The following is a 15,224-nucleotide window of genomic DNA, read 5'->3' as shown; positions in this document are numbered from 1 at the left end:
CACTGTCCACTTGCCAGAATCCGCTTAATTCACGGTTATCAGTCGGATTTCAGGGTGAAATTGGCGAGAAAGCCCCTCATTGTTGCACATCGAAATCGAGGTACCCGGCTATTCGATCAGCAGGACCAGGATCGCGAATTTCTGAAGCTGCAACTGTGTGCAGTCGTCCCGAAACAGATTATAGCCCGTCTCCGAGTCAACACCTTCATCTGCAAGCCTCCACACTCCAATTCATGTCGACGATCGCCGAGTTCAGCATCCCGACAAATGAGTTCGCGCTCTGCGAGACGCTCGAACGCCGGCCGGACATGGTGTTTGAAATCGATCGCGTGGTCGCCCACGAAACGACCCATGTTGTACCGTTCGTCAGGGCGACATACGGGGAGTTCGACGAATTGACCGAGGTACTCGAAGCCGATCCGAGCGTTGAAGAGATCGAGTTACTTGCCGAAGTCGAGGGTGAACGCTTTTACCGAATGGTGTGGGGCGATACCGCTCAGATCATCGGTTATATGGTCCAGGGACAGGGTGCAACCGTCCAAGAGGCCACCGCGACCGACGGCGAGTGGCATCTCCGCGTGTTCTTCCCCGAGCGAAGCGGGCTTTCGGCGACCAACAAATACGCTCAGGAGAGTGGATTTACGCTTGATGTAACGCAGATCTACGGGCTTGATGATCTCGAGGAGGCCCAATACAATCTCACCAACCACCAGTACGACACACTCACTACAGCTGTTGAGGAAGGCTACTACGACGTCCCGCGAGAAGTGAACGCTCAAGAGCTCGCCGATCAGCTTGGTATCTCCCATCAGGCCCTCTCCGAGCGGATGCGCCGAGCAACCAAGAGTCTCGTCACGAGCGCACTGACTGTCGACGAGGACGAAGAATCTGACCCTGTGAATCAATAAGGGCCGAGAGATAGCGACCAAGTCCAGATGCGAGATAGAGAGGATCTATCTTGCACGCTGGTTTCAACGAGTCGATAATCTGTGATGTGGAAAACTCTGAGAAACAGTGCTACCCTACAACTCGCTCCGAGTCAGCGGCTCACGCGGTGGCGATCGACGGGAACAGCGCGTCGAGATCCGGATCGGATTCCACGAGTCGGTACTCTCGACCCGTCCGCTCGACGACGCCGTCCGCGGCGAGATGATCGAGGTGGGCGTACGCCTCGCCTGGCCCGTGGAGGATGTGGATACTCGAGAGATCGCCGAACAGGCGTGCGCTCACCGTCCACGCGTCGGTTGGTCCCGTCTCAGCTAGCACGTCGACGACTCGTCCCGTTCGCTCGCGGTGGTGAGCGGCGATCTCGCGTGCGCGGCCCGCGGGGTCCTCGATCGGGTCGCGGTGGCCCGGATGTGCACGATCGAACTCGCCGTCGACGATCCGTTCGAGCGTCGTGAGATAGCGCGCGAGCGGCCCCTCGACGCGCACGTCCGCCCCGCCGACGTTCGGCGTGTAGTGTGGGAGCAGTGCGTCGCCGCTGAACAGTTCTCGACCCTGATCGCCGTCGAGGGCGAACCCCGAGAGACCGGCGGCGTGTCCTGGGAGATGAATCCCTTCGAGCGTACCCGCAGCCGTCTCGAACCGTGCGCCGTCGGTGAACGGCTCGACGGTCGGCGCGGGACCGGTCAGTTCCCCGTGGCTGTCGAGGAAATCGAGGAGTTCCTCGCGCGGCGCGTCGGGCAGCCCCCATTCGTCGAGAAGGTCACGCTGGCGCTCGTTCATCGCCGACCACGCCTCTTCGTCCTGTTCGACCAACGGCGCGTCGTCGGCGTGAACGCGGACCGTCGCGCCGCCGGCATCCTGGATCGTCCCCGCGAGCCCGACGTGGTCCTCGTGCCAGTGAGTAAGGAGCACTTCGTCGACATCCGCAAAGGCGAGATCGTGTTCGGTGAGTCCTTCGGCCAACTGCTCGCGGACGTCCGGCGTGGCGACGCCCGTATCGATCAACGTCGTCTTCGCGTCCGGCTCTGTTCCGAGCACGTAGCTGTTGTTCAGCCCTTCGAACACGGCGTTACCGAGCTGAATCCGTTTCATCGCGACCGCTCCTCGCGCCCCTCGATCCGTTCGTCGCGCGCTCGTCGGCTCGGGCTCCGATCGCCGTCGCACTCGGCCTGCATATTCTTACTACTGCCCCCGTCCACATACCACCCGCGGTGTCGATTCGTCCCAACGATTCGGCCTACCGTGGCGATCAGTCGTCGCTGGCGGCGTGTGAGGCAGAACTCGATCGCAGGTCGGCCGACACCGCTGGGACGTCCTCGTCGTCGACGCCGCCGGCAGCTTCGATCTCCTCAGGGCTCATCGGGAACCGACGGAGGTCGTAGTGGATGGCGATGCCGGCTTTCGCCCCTTGGCCCATCGCCACCGGGATCTGGTTGTGGCCCGGTGTGAGGTCGCCGACCGCGAAGACCCCCTCGATCGAGGTCCGACCGTGGTCGTCGACCGCTACCGTGCCGTCGTCGGTGAGATCGCAGCCGAGATCAGCCGCGAGGCCGTTGTTGTACTGCGAGCCGTACATCGCGAACCCGCCTTTGTACTCCCGCCGCGTCCCGTCCTCGAACTCGAACCCGCCGAGCCATTCCGGATCGTCTTCGTCCGAAAACTTGCTCTCGATCTCGCTGTCGACGATCTCGACCGGGTGCGCACGAAGCTGGCGGTCGGTCTCGTCGGACCACTCGGGTTCGTGGCCTCTGAGCAGGAGATCGACCTCGTCGGTGAAGTTGAGCATGATCATCGCGACGTGGGCGGCCGACTCGCCGTGGCCCATCACGTATACCGACTCGTCGACGAACATGTACGCATCACAGTGGAGACAGTAGTGGAGACCGCGGCCGGTGCGGGGTAGCGGGGGATCGGGAGTCGCATCGGAAAAGCCGGTGGCGAGCACTACGCGATCGACCGCAATCTCGTCGTCGCCCGTCTCGACTCGGAACCGACGCGGACCGTCGGTCGCCTCGACGTTCGTCACCGAGCCGCGACGGTACTCCGCGCCGTAATCCTGGATCTGGTCGATCGCAGCCTGGAGGAGTTCGTTGCCGCTCACGTCCTCGGTGACGCCGATGACGTTGTGGGTGTCACGCATCATCGCGGCACGCCCGCCGCCGCGGTTGACGACCACGGTGTCGTGGCCCAGCCGGGTGGTGTAGAGGGCGGTCGTGAGGCCGGCCGGTCCACCGCCGACCACCGCGACATCGAAGTCGTTCTCGTCGTCCATATGTGAAATAATAGGGTCGCGAGCCCCATAACAGGCCGGATCGCAGTCGGTGCTGCGACGCTCGACGGGTACTACTCGCTCGCGACAACGACTGCGCCCTTCATACCGAGCGAGCGGTGTGGGTTACAGTAGTAGGGATACACTCCCGGTGAGTCGAGCGTTTCCTCGTAGGTCACGTCCTCACCCATCTCCGGCTGCCCACTGTTGAGCGGGCCGTCGTCCTCGGAGACGACGTTGTGTGTCCCTCCTTCGCCGGTCCACGTCCACGTGATCGTGGTGCCGGGCGAGACGCGGACTGCCGCCGGGCCGAACGCGAATCCGTTCTCGCCGGCACCGACAGAGATCTCGATCCCATCCGAGCCGGTCTCGTCGGCTATCGAGCCGTCGTATCCTTTTGCCTCGGCAAGATACTCGTCGACGGCTCCCGTCCCGACGCTCGTCCCCGCCGTGCCGTTCGTCGCAGACGTGTTGTTCGTCCCCGTTGTCCCGTTCGTTGCCGTGGTGGCGTTCGCTCCGGCGGTTTCGTTCGCGGTGGAAGCGTTGCCTGTCGACTCGTTGTCGGTCGATTCGGACGCGGCTTCCCCTTCGGTTTCCGTGGTTTCAGTCGCCGTATCTCCGTCGGTGGCTGCCTCGCTTTCGGTTCCCGAACCTCCGGAGCCGTTCGACTCGCCGTCGCCGGAGCCGCCGGAACAGCCAGCGAGTGCTCCCGCGGCCAGCACGCCGGCCGCGCCGCGGAGGACGGTTCGTCTGTCGAGGGCGTCGGTGTCGGGCGTCATCAGTCGTTTCGTGTTCGTCCGTTCGACCCAAAAGACCGCCGATTCCGTCGTCGCTCCTCGATAGCCGCTCGAAACCAGTACACCGGACGAGACGCACCGTCGAAAACCGAACACGTCGCGGCGGCCGGGACGCTTCAGCGGCAGTCCCGTCATTTATTTTCCCCGACCACCGAACGAACGTCGGACAGCACGATGAGACCCCCGACCACCGTTCAAACCGATGGCGGAGCGACGGCCGACGACGCCGAAAAGCGCGTGATCGTGAACCCAGAGAGTGGGTCGAGCGATCACCTCTCGACCGTCCGTCGTCTCGCCGACGAGCGCGGCTACTCCGTGCGCGAGACGGCCGAGGCAGGACATGCGGCCGATCTCGCTCGCGAGGCCGCAGCGGACGGGGTTAGCGTGCTCGGTGCGTGCGGTGGCGACGGCACCCTGAAGGAGGTGATCGAGGGGCTCGTGGCGGCTGAAGCGCTCGACGACGTTCGGCTCGGCGTGCTCCCCGCTGGCACGGCGAACATCGTGGCGACCGATCTCGGGATCGAGGGGATCGAACACGGATTTGCGATGCTCGATGAAGGTGAGGTCCGTGCGCTCGACCTCGGACTTGCCGACGATGAGCCATTCGTGAAGTCCTGCGTCGCGGGGCTGACCGCCGATGCGAGCGCTGCGACCACGTCCGACGTCAAGGAACGGTTCGGCCCGCTCGCGTTCGTTATCACGGGCGTCCAGCAGGCGGCGACATTCGACCCACTCGATCTCACCATTGACGCGGTCGCCGACGGCGAGACGTGGTCGTGGTCGGGCGAGGCACTCTGTGTGCTCGTCGGCAACTCCCGGCGGTTCACGAATCGGATCGGCCAGGCGAACGTCGAGGACGGACTGTTCGACGTCACCGTGATCGAGGAAATGCCACAGAGCGATCGCGTTACGGAGGCGATCGCCCAGCAGCTCCTCGGCCGAGACACCGAACACGTCGATCGACTCTTCGCCCGACGCCTCCAGATCGTGGGCCGCGACCGCTCGATCGACTTCAGCCTCGACGGCGAGATCAGCACCCACCACGAACTCGACCTCCAGGTCCGGCCGGGTGCGCTCTCGATGGCCGTCGGCCCGGAGTACGAACCCGATCCGACCCAGTGAGGATCACCCGATCGGACGACGATCCGAGCCTTAGGACGCCATCCGGCGGCAGGACTCGACACAGTCGCGAAGGATGTCCACACAGGCCTGGCAGTGGTCGTGATCGTGGCCCTCGCACTCGTCGGCACAGGCCTCACAGACCTCTGCACAGGTTGCGGCGAGATCCTCGCTGTACGCCGAATCGCGTGCCATCAGCCGTGCGTGGAGCGATGCGATATCCGCGACATCCCGGCAGAGTCTGATACACTCGGCCATCTCTTCACCGTGGCTCGCACACTCGTCGGCACACCACTCACAGACCTGCGCGGCTTCGAGGCAGTTGTCGAGACAGTCACGTGCGTCGTCGTCGAGGTGGTCGATCTCTTGCAGCGCCATTACGGTTTCTCCTTGGAGGGTGAACCTTTCGTCCGTTGTGGCTCACGAACCGAAGCCAATCGGACGACGAATCTCGAAGCGACCGTACTGAACCACATCCGTCGGCCGGTTTGGTTTCGAAAGCCGCCGACACAGCGCACAACGCCCGTTGAACGGATATCGTCCATCCGGAAGATTGCCGGGATCGGCTGGCTGTCCGTCGCCGACGTCTCCGATAGCCCTCTGCTGTGCGTGACGTCGTGAAGATGTCGCCCGTTGTCTCAATCTGCCGCGCCCTCACGGAGCGTCTCGTACCGCTCGGTGAACTGCGACTCACACGACGGACAGCAGAAGTGATACAGCTCACCGTCGAGTCGCGCTGTCGTCCCTTCCTCGTCGACGGTGTTGTCACATTCGACGCATTCGGGCGCGAACGCCGCGTCGCCGATCTGGGGCGTCCACGACGTGCTCGACAGCGGCCGGACATCGTACTCCTGCACTGCGTCGAGGTCGATCGTCTCGGCGAGGAGGTCGCGGACGTCACGCCCGTCGAGTGTGGCGTCGAAGACGATTCGGGCGTCGGCGGTGGTGAAGACGTGTTCAACTGGCGTCGCGACCTCGATGGCTGATCGAACATCCTCAAGCGTCGCGGGCCGAACACGTAGCTCGACGAGGACGTGGCGTCCGGCGTCGAGCAGTGATCGATTCAGATCGAGCGTGAACCCGCGGATGACGCCGAGCTCGCGGAGCCGGTCGACCCGGTCGGACACCGCCGGCGGCGAGAGATCGACCCGGTCGGCGATCTCACGGTAGGGTCGACGGGCGTCGTCGGTGAGAAGATCGAGAATCTCGCGGTCGGTGTCGTCGAGGCCGCGCATATCAGTCGAAGACTCGGCGCGGCAAAGTCCCTTCCGCCGTTCGACGCGTGACGGAACCTCCGAGTGTCGTCCTCGCACACACCATCCGGCTACGTGCGGGCCGTTGACGAGGGCGTTCGATCGCCGCTCAGCCCTCGCCTTCGGATTGGTACGGCTCGCCGACCGCGTGACGCGGGAGCAGGTTCATCGTTTCGAGGAGAAGGCTGTCGTGAGAGTCGAACGTTTCCTCGTTCGCTTCGTCGATGAGGTCGCCGAAGTTCACCTTGCCATCCGCCAGGAGGACGGTCGTTTCACCCAGTTGGTCGACGACGGCCTCACGTGATATCGGATACTCCAACTCAGCGAGAACAGGTGCGATCCGTCCGAGTTTCACCTCTTGCATACCACCGATACGGTGGCCATCGGCTTAACCGTGCGGTGAGCCACCATGGTCGGTGAGTATCCGTGGAACGATAGGTTACGCGGCGATCAGCGCCACGCCGGTGACGGCGATCATGGCAGCACCAAGCCGAGAGCGGAGACGTTCCTCGTGGAGCACGACACCCCCCAGAAGAACCGCCACTACCGCCTGAGTGTTGATGATCGGTGAGGCGATGCTCGCCGGGGCGACATCGAACGCGAGGGCGGTGAGATGCTCGCCGACGACGGCGAACAGCGCCGTTGCGACGAACTTCGGAGCGTCACGCCGCGTGCCCTCCGGCCAGGATCGTATCGCGACAGGGGCCACGAGGAGGGCCATTCCTCCGAACAGTCCGAGCACCCACACCCGCGGTGGGATCGTGAACTCCTGGAGGACGACCCGGCGAGACACGTCGACGATCCCGAACAGCGCCGCACTCAGCAGGGCGAACTGCGCCGGTCGGTACGTCACCGTCTTCCGGAGCGGCACGAGCAACCCACCGCCGCGGTAGTTCATGAGGTAGACCGCGAACGTCGCTATCACGACACCCGCGATCTGAACGGTCGAGAGGTGTTCGTCGAGGAGCACGATTTCGAGTGGCAGGACGAAGACGGGCACGATCTTGCTCACCGGAGCGACGTAGGAGACGTCGCCGACGGCGAGCGCACGAAACATCGCGCCAGTCGCGAGCGCGGTGACCCCGATGACACCGAGCATGAACAGCCACGCGGTCGGCTCCAGCGATCCGGGCAGTAGCGGTGCGTTCGACGGAGTCGTCAGAACGGCAACTGGAAGATACCAGCAGAACGCCGCAACGTTGATTCCGACGAGGATCACCGAGGCGGGGTAGCCAGCGAAGTACGATTTGATGACGAACAGGTAGCCACCCCAGACGAACGCCGCAAGCACAGCAAAGACGACTCCCGGGCCACCGAAACCACCGATCATACCATATGTTCGATCGGCGGGGGCGTCCGCCTTCCCGTTTGCGAAGCGTGTCGGGCGGTGCTGCGAGCGGGAGCGATTCGGTCGGCCGCAGCCCGATTCACTCGTTCGTCTCGGGGTCACTCCGGCCGAGCGTGTGGAACTCCTCGTTCGGCCGGATGTCGGCGAACGTCGACATCCGGTTCGAGAGGTTGAAGAAGGCGGTCACACTGGCGATGTCCCACGCCGCTTTCTCGGAAAAGCCCACTTCGCGGAGCCGGTCGACGTCGCTCGAGTCGACAGTACCAGGGGATTCGGTGAGCTTCACCGCGATGTCGAGCATCGTGCGATGGGCCTCGTTGAGGTCCGCGGCGCGGTGGTTGGCGGCGAGCTGATCGGCGAGCAGCGGATCGTCGGCGTAGATCCGGAGCAGTGCACCGTGGGCGACGATGCAGTAATAGCAGTCGTTCGCACCGCTGACCGCGACCACGATCATCTCGATTTCCTCGCGCTCCAAAGCGGTGTGCTCGACCAGCGCGTCGTGGTAGGCGAAGAAGGCTCGGAAATGGGAGGGCCGATACCCGAACGCCCGGAAGACGTTCGGCGTGAAGCCCGCGTCCTCGCTTTCGGCCGTGATGCGCTCTTGGAGATCGGTTGGAAGCTCCTCGACATCGGGTGTCTCGAACTCGCGCATGGGCTCGACCATAGCACACGAGCGGTGCGCTACTGCTTAGCTGTTGGGCTGGTGTCGTCCGGTACCGGTGCGTCCGGCGAGCGTCGATGGGTGGCTCACTGACCGGCGACCCATCGATTGAACAGGAAGAGCACGGCGTAGCCGACGAGACCGACGACGAAGACGGTCGCGGGGATGACGAACGGCCCGAACGTTCGAAACAACACCTCCACGATCGTCTCGAACGCCGCCACCAGGCCAGCCATAGTGGGCCTTCGATGGCGGCCGGGTTAACTCCAAGCTTCGCGGAATTTGAGACGGGGAGAACGCCTGCGCTTAGAGTTCGTCCTGAGATTTGAGCTGGTCGATGATGTCGTCGACGAACGCGTCGGGGCTCTCATAGGGGAAGTTCCCCCCGTCGAGTTTGGTGTTGAGCTCCATCGCGGTCATCGAGAAGTCGCCGGACTCGAACTTGGTGGAGGGGCCGTTCGGGAGCGCCGGCACGAGATCCATCGGGCTCGAGATCGGGTAGTCGGCCTCTTCGAACGCGTTCATCATCTGGGAGCGGAGTTCGTCTTCGTCTGCCATAGCGCCCTCGTCTTCACCGACTGACACCAAAAACGTTCGGGAACCTCGGACCCGTTTTCCGGAATTGTCGGGTCAGTCGGCGTCGATCGTGTCGAGCACCACCCCGATGTCGCCGAGCCCGTCGATCACGTGATCTGGTTCGATGTCGCTCGTGGCGAGCGTTGCTCGATCGGTCACGCCGGTCAGGACGAGCACCGTCGTCATCCCGTGACGCTCGCCCATCGCGATGTCGGTGTCGAGGCGGTCGCCGATCACGAGACACTCCTCGGGCGCGCAATCGAGTCGGGTGAGCGCCGTCTCGGCCATCCGTTCGGCGGGTTTGCCCGCGATCCAGTCGGGTTCGCGGTCAACGACGCCCGTGATGGCGTTGATGATCGCGCCCGAACCCGGCACCGCGCGGCCGTCCGCGGTCGGGATCGTCCGATCGGGGTCGGTGCCCACGAACGCCGCGCCGGCCTCGATTGCGCGCAGTCCGTCGGTCATGTCGTCGTACTCGAAGCCTCGGTCGTACGAGGCCACGAGCACGTCACACGCCGCCGGATCGTCGGTCAGCGCAAAGTCCCTATTTTCGAGGATCGATCGGAGTCCGGGCGACCCGATCACGAACAGGTCGGCGTCGGAATGCGTTCGTTCGAGCGTCGTTGCGGTGACGCTGGCCGCCGAGACGACGGCTTCGGCGTCGGCTGGCACATCCATTTCGGTGAGTCGCGCGGCAAACTCCGTAGGGGATTTCGCTGGGTTGTTCGAGACGAAACAGACGTCACAGCTGGAATCATGAAGCGTTGCGATCCCTTCGCGAGCACCGGCAAGGCGGGTGTTGCCACGATAGACCGTGCCGTCGAGATCGATGATCACGCCACGAGTGGCCATTCAACGCCACTCCGTGCGGGGCGGGCTAAACCCCGTTGGTCGGTTCGACGGCTGATCGTTGGTGCCGTATTCGGGTACGCGGTAGCCAGATCACGACTGGGCTCACAGACACACACTCGTAGTTTCGCTGCAGGCTCTTGATAATATATGATACTGGTGGTGAACTACTCCACGCTTAAGCCCCGAGCGGTAGGGTAGGGAGGTTGTTACTACCCCCAAATCGGGACTTCTCCGCGTTCACAGGGATGTGTATTCAAATATGTGTGAACAGTTCCTCGACCGTCAAAACCGTTTCTGGGATATCCAGGCGATCGGCGATACGTGTAACCGCCGATGGAGCAACGTCAGTCTCGGCAAGTGTCTCGTGATCCCCGAAAACCGCCTGGGCTGATCCGTCGAGGAGTGGTCGTCCCATATGGCGATGGCTCGCCTCGCGAATCATCTCCGGACGATCGACGGTGGCCTCGGCGTGTACGATCCACGCCTCGAAGACGCCGAGAACGATACCGCGGGAATCACGACGCTCGAGCTCCCGATCCCAGGGCTGCTCTCGTCGAAATCCTCTGTAGAAATCGCGAGAATACTTGTCATGGCCGACGATGCTGCCCGCGACCTCGGACTCACGCTCTCCGACGGCGTGATGGAACTCGACAATCTGACGCTGGAGGTGATTCCCGAACTCCGCCTCACGGATCGTGGATTTGTGGACGTCCGTGCTGGGTCGATCGTCGATGTTGTCCTGGATACCGAGTGACCCTCAACTCACCACTCAATATCGGGTTCATCGTCGTAGGTCGCAATTCAATAAGCAAATCGATCAGTTCTCGAAATGAAACTAGACATAACTATCTTTTGTGAAGAAGCGGAAATACTCCTCCAATGGGGGAGAGAGATACCGACAAGACGCGGGAGCAGGGGGTAGAGTTCGGATCGTTGGCCAACCGAATCGACAATCATAGCTATCCAGCGACAAGCACCGATCTCATTGAGGACTACGGTGACTACGAGGTGAAACTACCAGACGGGACGCAGACGCTGGAAAATCTCTTCGAACCGCTTCAAGAAGAGGAGTTCGACTCGGCTGAGGATGCTCGACAGGCAGTACTGAACATGGTCGATGACAGAGCGATTGGGCGAAAAGGGTACTCCGATCGGTCTCCTCCTGCGCCCGGGGAAGAAACCGACTGGGAACCGGAGTCCATCTGATACACCATTGAATTCCTGCGTTCAGTTATATCGCCGAATCTCTCAGTCGAGTTCGTGTGTATCTCGTCACTCGGTCGTCGCTTAGTCACACGACTTGACGGTGGTTGGAGTAAATGGCGGGGGCGTTGTCGTTGTGATATACGGTGTGAGTTACGTCTCCATCGATGGTGAATTTGTCATAGCCAGTCGCACTGACGGCGCCGTCAAACGTCTGGTCTCCATCCTCATCGGGGAGTCCTTCAAACTTGTCCTCATTGATGCCGTCCTGGCCGCTCTCAGCGTCTATGACTTCTCGAATGGAACCATCGAATCCAACCCTGTATTCCGCATATCTGCCCTTGGCAACGACCGTGATGGTTCTATCCGGACGTTGACCGACGTGGGCAGCTTTGCCATCGATCGTGACTCGAACTTCGCCATCTCGGTCGAAGTCGAATGACAGCAACTCACCGTCGTACGTGAAGGCATCCTTCCCGTTTTGGACTGCCCCGGTGACACCGTAGTCGTTGATTTTCTCGGCTTTGTTGACAGTCGCATTGTAGGCGTCGCTGTGTTTGGCCCGTCCGCTGGTCGAGAACGAATACGAAGTTACTGGTCCGAATCCCTCGATGAGCAGCGTGTGGTCCGGTCGATTCCCGACACGTGCCGGTTCCCCATCTAGAGTGACGTTGATCTCTCCCGAGCGATCGAAGTCAAACGAATACAGCGGGCCGTCGAACGTGTAGGCATCTTTCCCTTCCCAGACTTGCCCGTGTGCGCTTTGGTCGATGATTTCGTCATTGTCATCGATGGTCGCGCCTTCGGCTGTGCTCTTTTCGAGATTGTTTCCGACCGTGAACGAGTAGGAGGTCTGTGAGTCGAATCCTTCGATAACGAGCGTATGTTCGCCCGAGGCGGCTGCCGCACTCCCCGCACTCCCAAGCGCTCCAAGGCCAGCCACCCCGGCCGCGCTCGTCGCGATGAATCGGCGCCGTGTTACATCTACTGACTGATGAGTATCACGGTCGTTGCTTGAAGAACTCGTCTCCGTTTCGTGGGCCGTTCGATTGGAAGTCATCGACATCACAGATATCTTAGAGGTTTTGTAATATGTTTTCTGGGAATGACATATAATAAGTCTTGTGGATACCTCTGTCGTATGATAGCTTTGTGGAGTGGCTGTCGCACGAGATCAGTAGTCTGAGTAGGACGAGGTAGCTCACAACGCTTGTCACAAGTTCACTTCTAACGTAAGCGATCGTTCGTCGTCGGGCTACACTTATACTTCGAGGTTTACGGCATCTGACTTTGCCTATCCAGAATGACGGACCTGTTGAATACCAGCGACGATCGGTCAGTGCCAAAGCCAGCCAGCCCCTCGTGCCGGGTAGCCGATGACGGTATCAACACCGACAGCGCGGAGGTCGCTGATGCGCTCATCGACCTGTTCGGGCCGGCCAACGAGCGCGAATTCTTCGATTGCATCCAGCAGTATCGACCGAACCTGTCCGCTTGCCGTGGCGTCGGTCGCCACGCCATCAGTCGCGGTCGTGCGGGGTGGGCTTTCTGGATGGGCGTTTTCGAGCGCTGTAGCGACTGATCCACGACGAGCGACGTACTCGCCCAGTGTGTTGAGGAGTATTTGTTCGTCGTCCGTAGCGACGACCGGTGCATAGACGGCTATCGATCCCTCGAGTCCCGCTGCACGGAGTGCACGTACCTCGCGAGCGGTCGTTGGTGCGAGGAGTTCGAACTGTGTACCACCCGCCGCTAGCGCGAGCCGTTCGACGCCTTCGGTCCCGACCCATGCCGTCGGCGCGTCCTCGCGAGCCGCCCCGAGGCGTGGTCCAATGGCACGCCGCCGTTCGTCATCCGTGAGGTATGCTGGGTTCCCGGCGACGATTACCCGATCGACGCTCTGAGGTAGTTGTTCGGTGACCCGGTTGTCTCCGAATGGGTCGAACCCGTCGGCACGGATCGGTGTAGTGACGCGTACCGTGGTTTCTCCGGCGAATCTCTTGAGGAGCGTCGAGTCGGGAACGTGCTCGCGGCCTTCGTAATCCACTACCACGGTTTCTACCTTCCCAACGCTCACTTGGTTGAGATTGATCTCCGTGGGTTTGAGTGCGATACCATCAAAGTCCCTGCTAACGAATTCTTCTATAGACATTATCTGTGACCTCCATCAGAGATGCCTGAGAAGACGCGATGATCTGTGTTACTCTCGCGGAACACGATCCATCGTCTGTGCGACCATACAAATCATATTGAGAGTTGGTGGAAAACTCCGTCGATCCGCAACGAGCGAGCGTTTTGTGGCTGATATCATGGTCGGATATCCCATATCAACACTCACCATCTCACGGCGAGCGCACCTGAACCAAGATGGACGATATCACGGTTTGCGACGACCGACTCGCCAAACAGATGGAGAAAAAATCACCGCCGACCGTCTCGTCGCGATTGGTCCTGCACACGAGCCGACGAGCAGTCACGACGGGTTCGAGCGGGGAGGTCGCACCTCTGTGAAGGAGGCGCGAGCGGAGTGCGCCCTCAGAACCCCCGCGATCAAGTCCGCGCGCCGACCCACCCGGAGCGAGCGGCCAGCACACAAGCCGGTTTCGCGTCCGTCGCCCGGCACAGCGACCCAGGGGAGCGAGCACGGGCGACGCAACCGAAAGCGCGCTTGGTGCTGGCGGCAAACCAGATGCCCGGAACGCCGAGTGTGGCGACCGACGACGGAGTCGGAGGGAGCTCACGAGGCGCAAGCCCAGAATGGTCGGTGCCGAGCGCTGCGGAGGGCGGCACGCGGCGAGCGGGCGAGCCATGAACGGATCGTCGTGAGCCCACATGTCGCGTATCAAGCTTTAAGCCACGACTCTTCGTCCCTCTCGTATGCCGGGTGCTACCAAGGGTGGTGGTGTAACGCTGCTACAGGCCGTCGCCATTGAAGTCGGTCTCATCGTTGGCGGAGCGCTGTTCAGTCTGACCGGCGTGGCCGTTGGCATTGCAGGTGCTGGCGTCGTGGTCGCGTTCGGTATCGCGCTGGCAATCGCCATTCTTGGGCTGATTCCAACGGCGATGCTTGGCTCGCTCTTTCCGACAACGGGGGGTAATTATCGCTATCCAGCACGGTTTGTTTCGGTTCCGCTGGCCTTTCTGGCTGCGTGGGGACTTGGTATCAGCATGCTCGGCGGTGGGCTTCCCCTGTATGCGCTCACGGCGGGCCAGTACGTCGCCTCACTGACTCCGGTCGCACCGACCACGGTCGGATTCGTGCTTCTCACGGCGTTTTTCGTCCTCAATCTCCTCGGAATTCGTCCGGCCGCAGTGGCACAGGTCGGCATGTTCGTGATTCTGGTCGGGTCTCTCGGCATGTTTGTCGTTTTCGGCGTGCCGGCGGTCGAGACGGCGAACCTAACGCCCCTGTTTCCAAGCGGCGCGGTCGGCGTCGTCACGGCAGCGGGAATCCTCTATTTCGTCTGCCTCGGTGCGAACTTCGTCGTCGACATCGGTGGCGATATCCGAGAAGCGACGATCGCCATCCCTCAGTCATTTGCACTGAGCATCCCGCTCGTGTTGGTGCTCTACGTTGGCGTCGGTGTCGTCGCCGTTGGTGCAGTCGGTGCGGACGCGATGGCCAACGCAGCACTCACAGTGCCGGCCGAACGCTTCCTGCCGGGGACGCTCCAGTCGGTGTTCGTTCTTGGCGGCGCGTTGTTCGCGATCGCGACGAGCATGAACGCCGTGTTCATCATTACGCCGAAGTACCTCGAAGTGCTCGCCGCCGACGGGCTGTTTCCGGCGTTGCTGACCGTGAGAAACGAACGCTTCGGGACGCCACACTGGGGATTGACCCTTATCTATGGACTTTCGGTCGCAATGCTGCTCTCGCCGTTACCAATTGCGAACCTGGGCTCGCTGCTCAGTTTCGGCGGCGTCTTCCTCGTTATCCCGGTGATGCTTGCGGCCATCGCTGTCGTGCGCAACCACGAACTGGTCGGTTCCTCGGCGGTCCCGCTCACGCCACGAACCATCGGTGCTGTTGGCGTACTTGCCGTGGTTTTGAATCTCGTCTTGCTCGTGTTAGTCGCCTCACAGTCGCCAACGATATTCGCCATCTGGCTCACCGCACTGGTGGTCGGCGGGTGTTATTACCTCGTTCGCACACGGCTTGGAAACCAAACGGTCAAGCGCACCCCGACGGAGTGGTGAT

General features: G+C 62.0%; 18 protein-coding genes. 5 read left to right on the top strand and 13 right to left on the bottom strand.

The genetic code is table 11. From position 1 onward, the window contains the following. Nucleotides 1-233: 233 nt before the first annotated feature. Nucleotides 234-908 (top strand): helix-turn-helix domain-containing protein, encoded by a 675-nt coding sequence (locus C449_RS12255; RefSeq protein WP_006078339.1) that lies wholly within the window; start codon nucleotides 234-236, stop codon nucleotides 906-908. A 139-nt stretch (nucleotides 909-1,047) separates the two neighbouring features. Here C449_RS12255 and C449_RS12250 read toward each other — a convergent pair whose 3' ends face one another. From C449_RS12250 to C449_RS12240, 3 genes are all read right to left on the bottom strand, one after another. Next, nucleotides 1,048-2,040 (bottom strand): MBL fold metallo-hydrolase, encoded by a 993-nt coding sequence (locus C449_RS12250; protein ID WP_006078338.1) that lies wholly within the window; start codon nucleotides 2,038-2,040, stop codon nucleotides 1,048-1,050. Nucleotides 2,041-2,197: 157 nt separating this feature from the next. Further along, complete coding sequence (locus C449_RS12245; protein ID WP_006078337.1) at nucleotides 2,198-3,220, bottom strand: NAD(P)/FAD-dependent oxidoreductase; 1,023 nt, start codon at nucleotides 3,218-3,220, stop codon at nucleotides 2,198-2,200. 71 nt (nucleotides 3,221-3,291) lie between these two features. Then, complete coding sequence (locus C449_RS12240) at nucleotides 3,292-4,149, bottom strand: halocyanin domain-containing protein (protein WP_006078336.1); 858 nt, start codon at nucleotides 4,147-4,149, stop codon at nucleotides 3,292-3,294. Nucleotides 4,150-4,188: 39 nt separating this feature from the next. Here C449_RS12240 and C449_RS12235 point away from each other — a divergent pair, with 39 nt between their 5' ends. Beyond that, nucleotides 4,189-5,136 carry a diacylglycerol/lipid kinase family protein gene (locus tag C449_RS12235; RefSeq protein WP_006078335.1) on the top strand — a complete coding sequence of 316 codons (948 nt, stop codon included), beginning with the start codon at nucleotides 4,189-4,191 and terminating at the stop codon, nucleotides 5,134-5,136. A 30-nt stretch (nucleotides 5,137-5,166) separates the two neighbouring features. Here C449_RS12235 and C449_RS12230 read toward each other — a convergent pair whose 3' ends face one another. The 8 genes from C449_RS12230 to C449_RS12200 form a co-directional block, all read right to left on the bottom strand. Next, on the bottom strand, nucleotides 5,167-5,511 hold the full coding sequence (locus C449_RS12230; protein ID WP_006078334.1) for a four-helix bundle copper-binding protein: 345 nt from the start codon (nucleotides 5,509-5,511) through the stop codon (nucleotides 5,167-5,169). A 260-nt stretch (nucleotides 5,512-5,771) separates the two neighbouring features. After that, entirely contained in the window at nucleotides 5,772-6,368 is a 597-nt protein-coding gene (locus C449_RS12225) for a winged helix-turn-helix transcriptional regulator (protein ID WP_006078333.1), read from the bottom strand. 127 nt (nucleotides 6,369-6,495) lie between these two features. Further along, nucleotides 6,496-6,750 (bottom strand): DUF5789 family protein, encoded by a 255-nt coding sequence (locus C449_RS12220; RefSeq protein WP_006078332.1) that lies wholly within the window; start codon nucleotides 6,748-6,750, stop codon nucleotides 6,496-6,498. Between the two features lie 75 nt (nucleotides 6,751-6,825). Then, nucleotides 6,826-7,716, bottom strand: coding sequence for an EamA family transporter (locus tag C449_RS12215; protein ID WP_006078331.1), 891 nt, complete (start codon nucleotides 7,714-7,716; stop codon nucleotides 6,826-6,828). A 97-nt stretch (nucleotides 7,717-7,813) separates the two neighbouring features. Beyond that, nucleotides 7,814-8,386, bottom strand: a complete 573-nt coding sequence (locus C449_RS12210) for a peroxidase-related enzyme (RefSeq protein WP_006078330.1) — start codon at nucleotides 8,384-8,386, stop codon at nucleotides 7,814-7,816. Nucleotides 8,387-8,481: 95 nt separating this feature from the next. Further along, nucleotides 8,482-8,631, bottom strand: coding sequence for a hypothetical protein (locus tag C449_RS18355; protein ID WP_169316467.1), 150 nt, complete (start codon nucleotides 8,629-8,631; stop codon nucleotides 8,482-8,484). A 70-nt stretch (nucleotides 8,632-8,701) separates the two neighbouring features. Continuing rightward, nucleotides 8,702-8,953 (bottom strand): MTH865 family protein, encoded by a 252-nt coding sequence (locus C449_RS12205; protein WP_006078329.1) that lies wholly within the window; start codon nucleotides 8,951-8,953, stop codon nucleotides 8,702-8,704. Between the two features lie 72 nt (nucleotides 8,954-9,025). Continuing rightward, on the bottom strand, nucleotides 9,026-9,823 hold the full coding sequence (locus C449_RS12200) for an HAD-IIA family hydrolase (RefSeq protein WP_006078328.1): 798 nt from the start codon (nucleotides 9,821-9,823) through the stop codon (nucleotides 9,026-9,028). A gap of 415 nt (nucleotides 9,824-10,238) precedes the next feature. Between C449_RS12200 and C449_RS12195 the strand changes: the two genes are divergently transcribed. Both C449_RS12195 and C449_RS12190 read left to right on the top strand, forming a co-directional pair. Further along, nucleotides 10,239-10,577: an adenine deaminase C-terminal domain-containing protein gene (locus C449_RS12195; RefSeq protein WP_006078327.1), complete on the top strand. Its 339-nt coding sequence runs from the start codon at nucleotides 10,239-10,241 to the stop codon at nucleotides 10,575-10,577. 125 nt (nucleotides 10,578-10,702) lie between these two features. Further along, a complete protein-coding gene (locus C449_RS12190) occupies nucleotides 10,703-11,029 on the top strand; it encodes a DUF5789 family protein (RefSeq protein ID WP_006078326.1) in 327 nt (108 codons plus the stop codon). A gap of 85 nt (nucleotides 11,030-11,114) precedes the next feature. Here C449_RS12190 and C449_RS12185 read toward each other — a convergent pair whose 3' ends face one another. Then, a complete protein-coding gene (locus C449_RS12185; RefSeq protein ID WP_241430112.1) occupies nucleotides 11,115-12,092 on the bottom strand; it encodes a pre-peptidase in 978 nt (325 codons plus the stop codon). A 270-nt stretch (nucleotides 12,093-12,362) separates the two neighbouring features. Further along, nucleotides 12,363-13,181 carry a DUF7388 family protein gene (locus C449_RS12180; protein ID WP_152415714.1) on the bottom strand — a complete coding sequence of 273 codons (819 nt, stop codon included), beginning with the start codon at nucleotides 13,179-13,181 and terminating at the stop codon, nucleotides 12,363-12,365. 722 nt (nucleotides 13,182-13,903) lie between these two features. Between C449_RS12180 and C449_RS12175 the strand changes: the two genes are divergently transcribed. Further along, nucleotides 13,904-15,223, top strand: coding sequence for an APC family permease (locus C449_RS12175; RefSeq protein ID WP_006078323.1), 1,320 nt, complete (start codon nucleotides 13,904-13,906; stop codon nucleotides 15,221-15,223). Nucleotide 15,224 lies beyond the last annotated feature (1 nt).

The sequence above is a fragment of the Halococcus saccharolyticus DSM 5350 genome, from assembly GCF_000336915.1.
GTDB lineage: Archaea > Halobacteriota > Halobacteria > Halobacteriales > Halococcaceae > Halococcus > Halococcus saccharolyticus.
The sequence above is the reverse complement of the archived record's forward strand: the minus strand, read 5'-3'. Positions and strand labels throughout refer to the sequence as shown.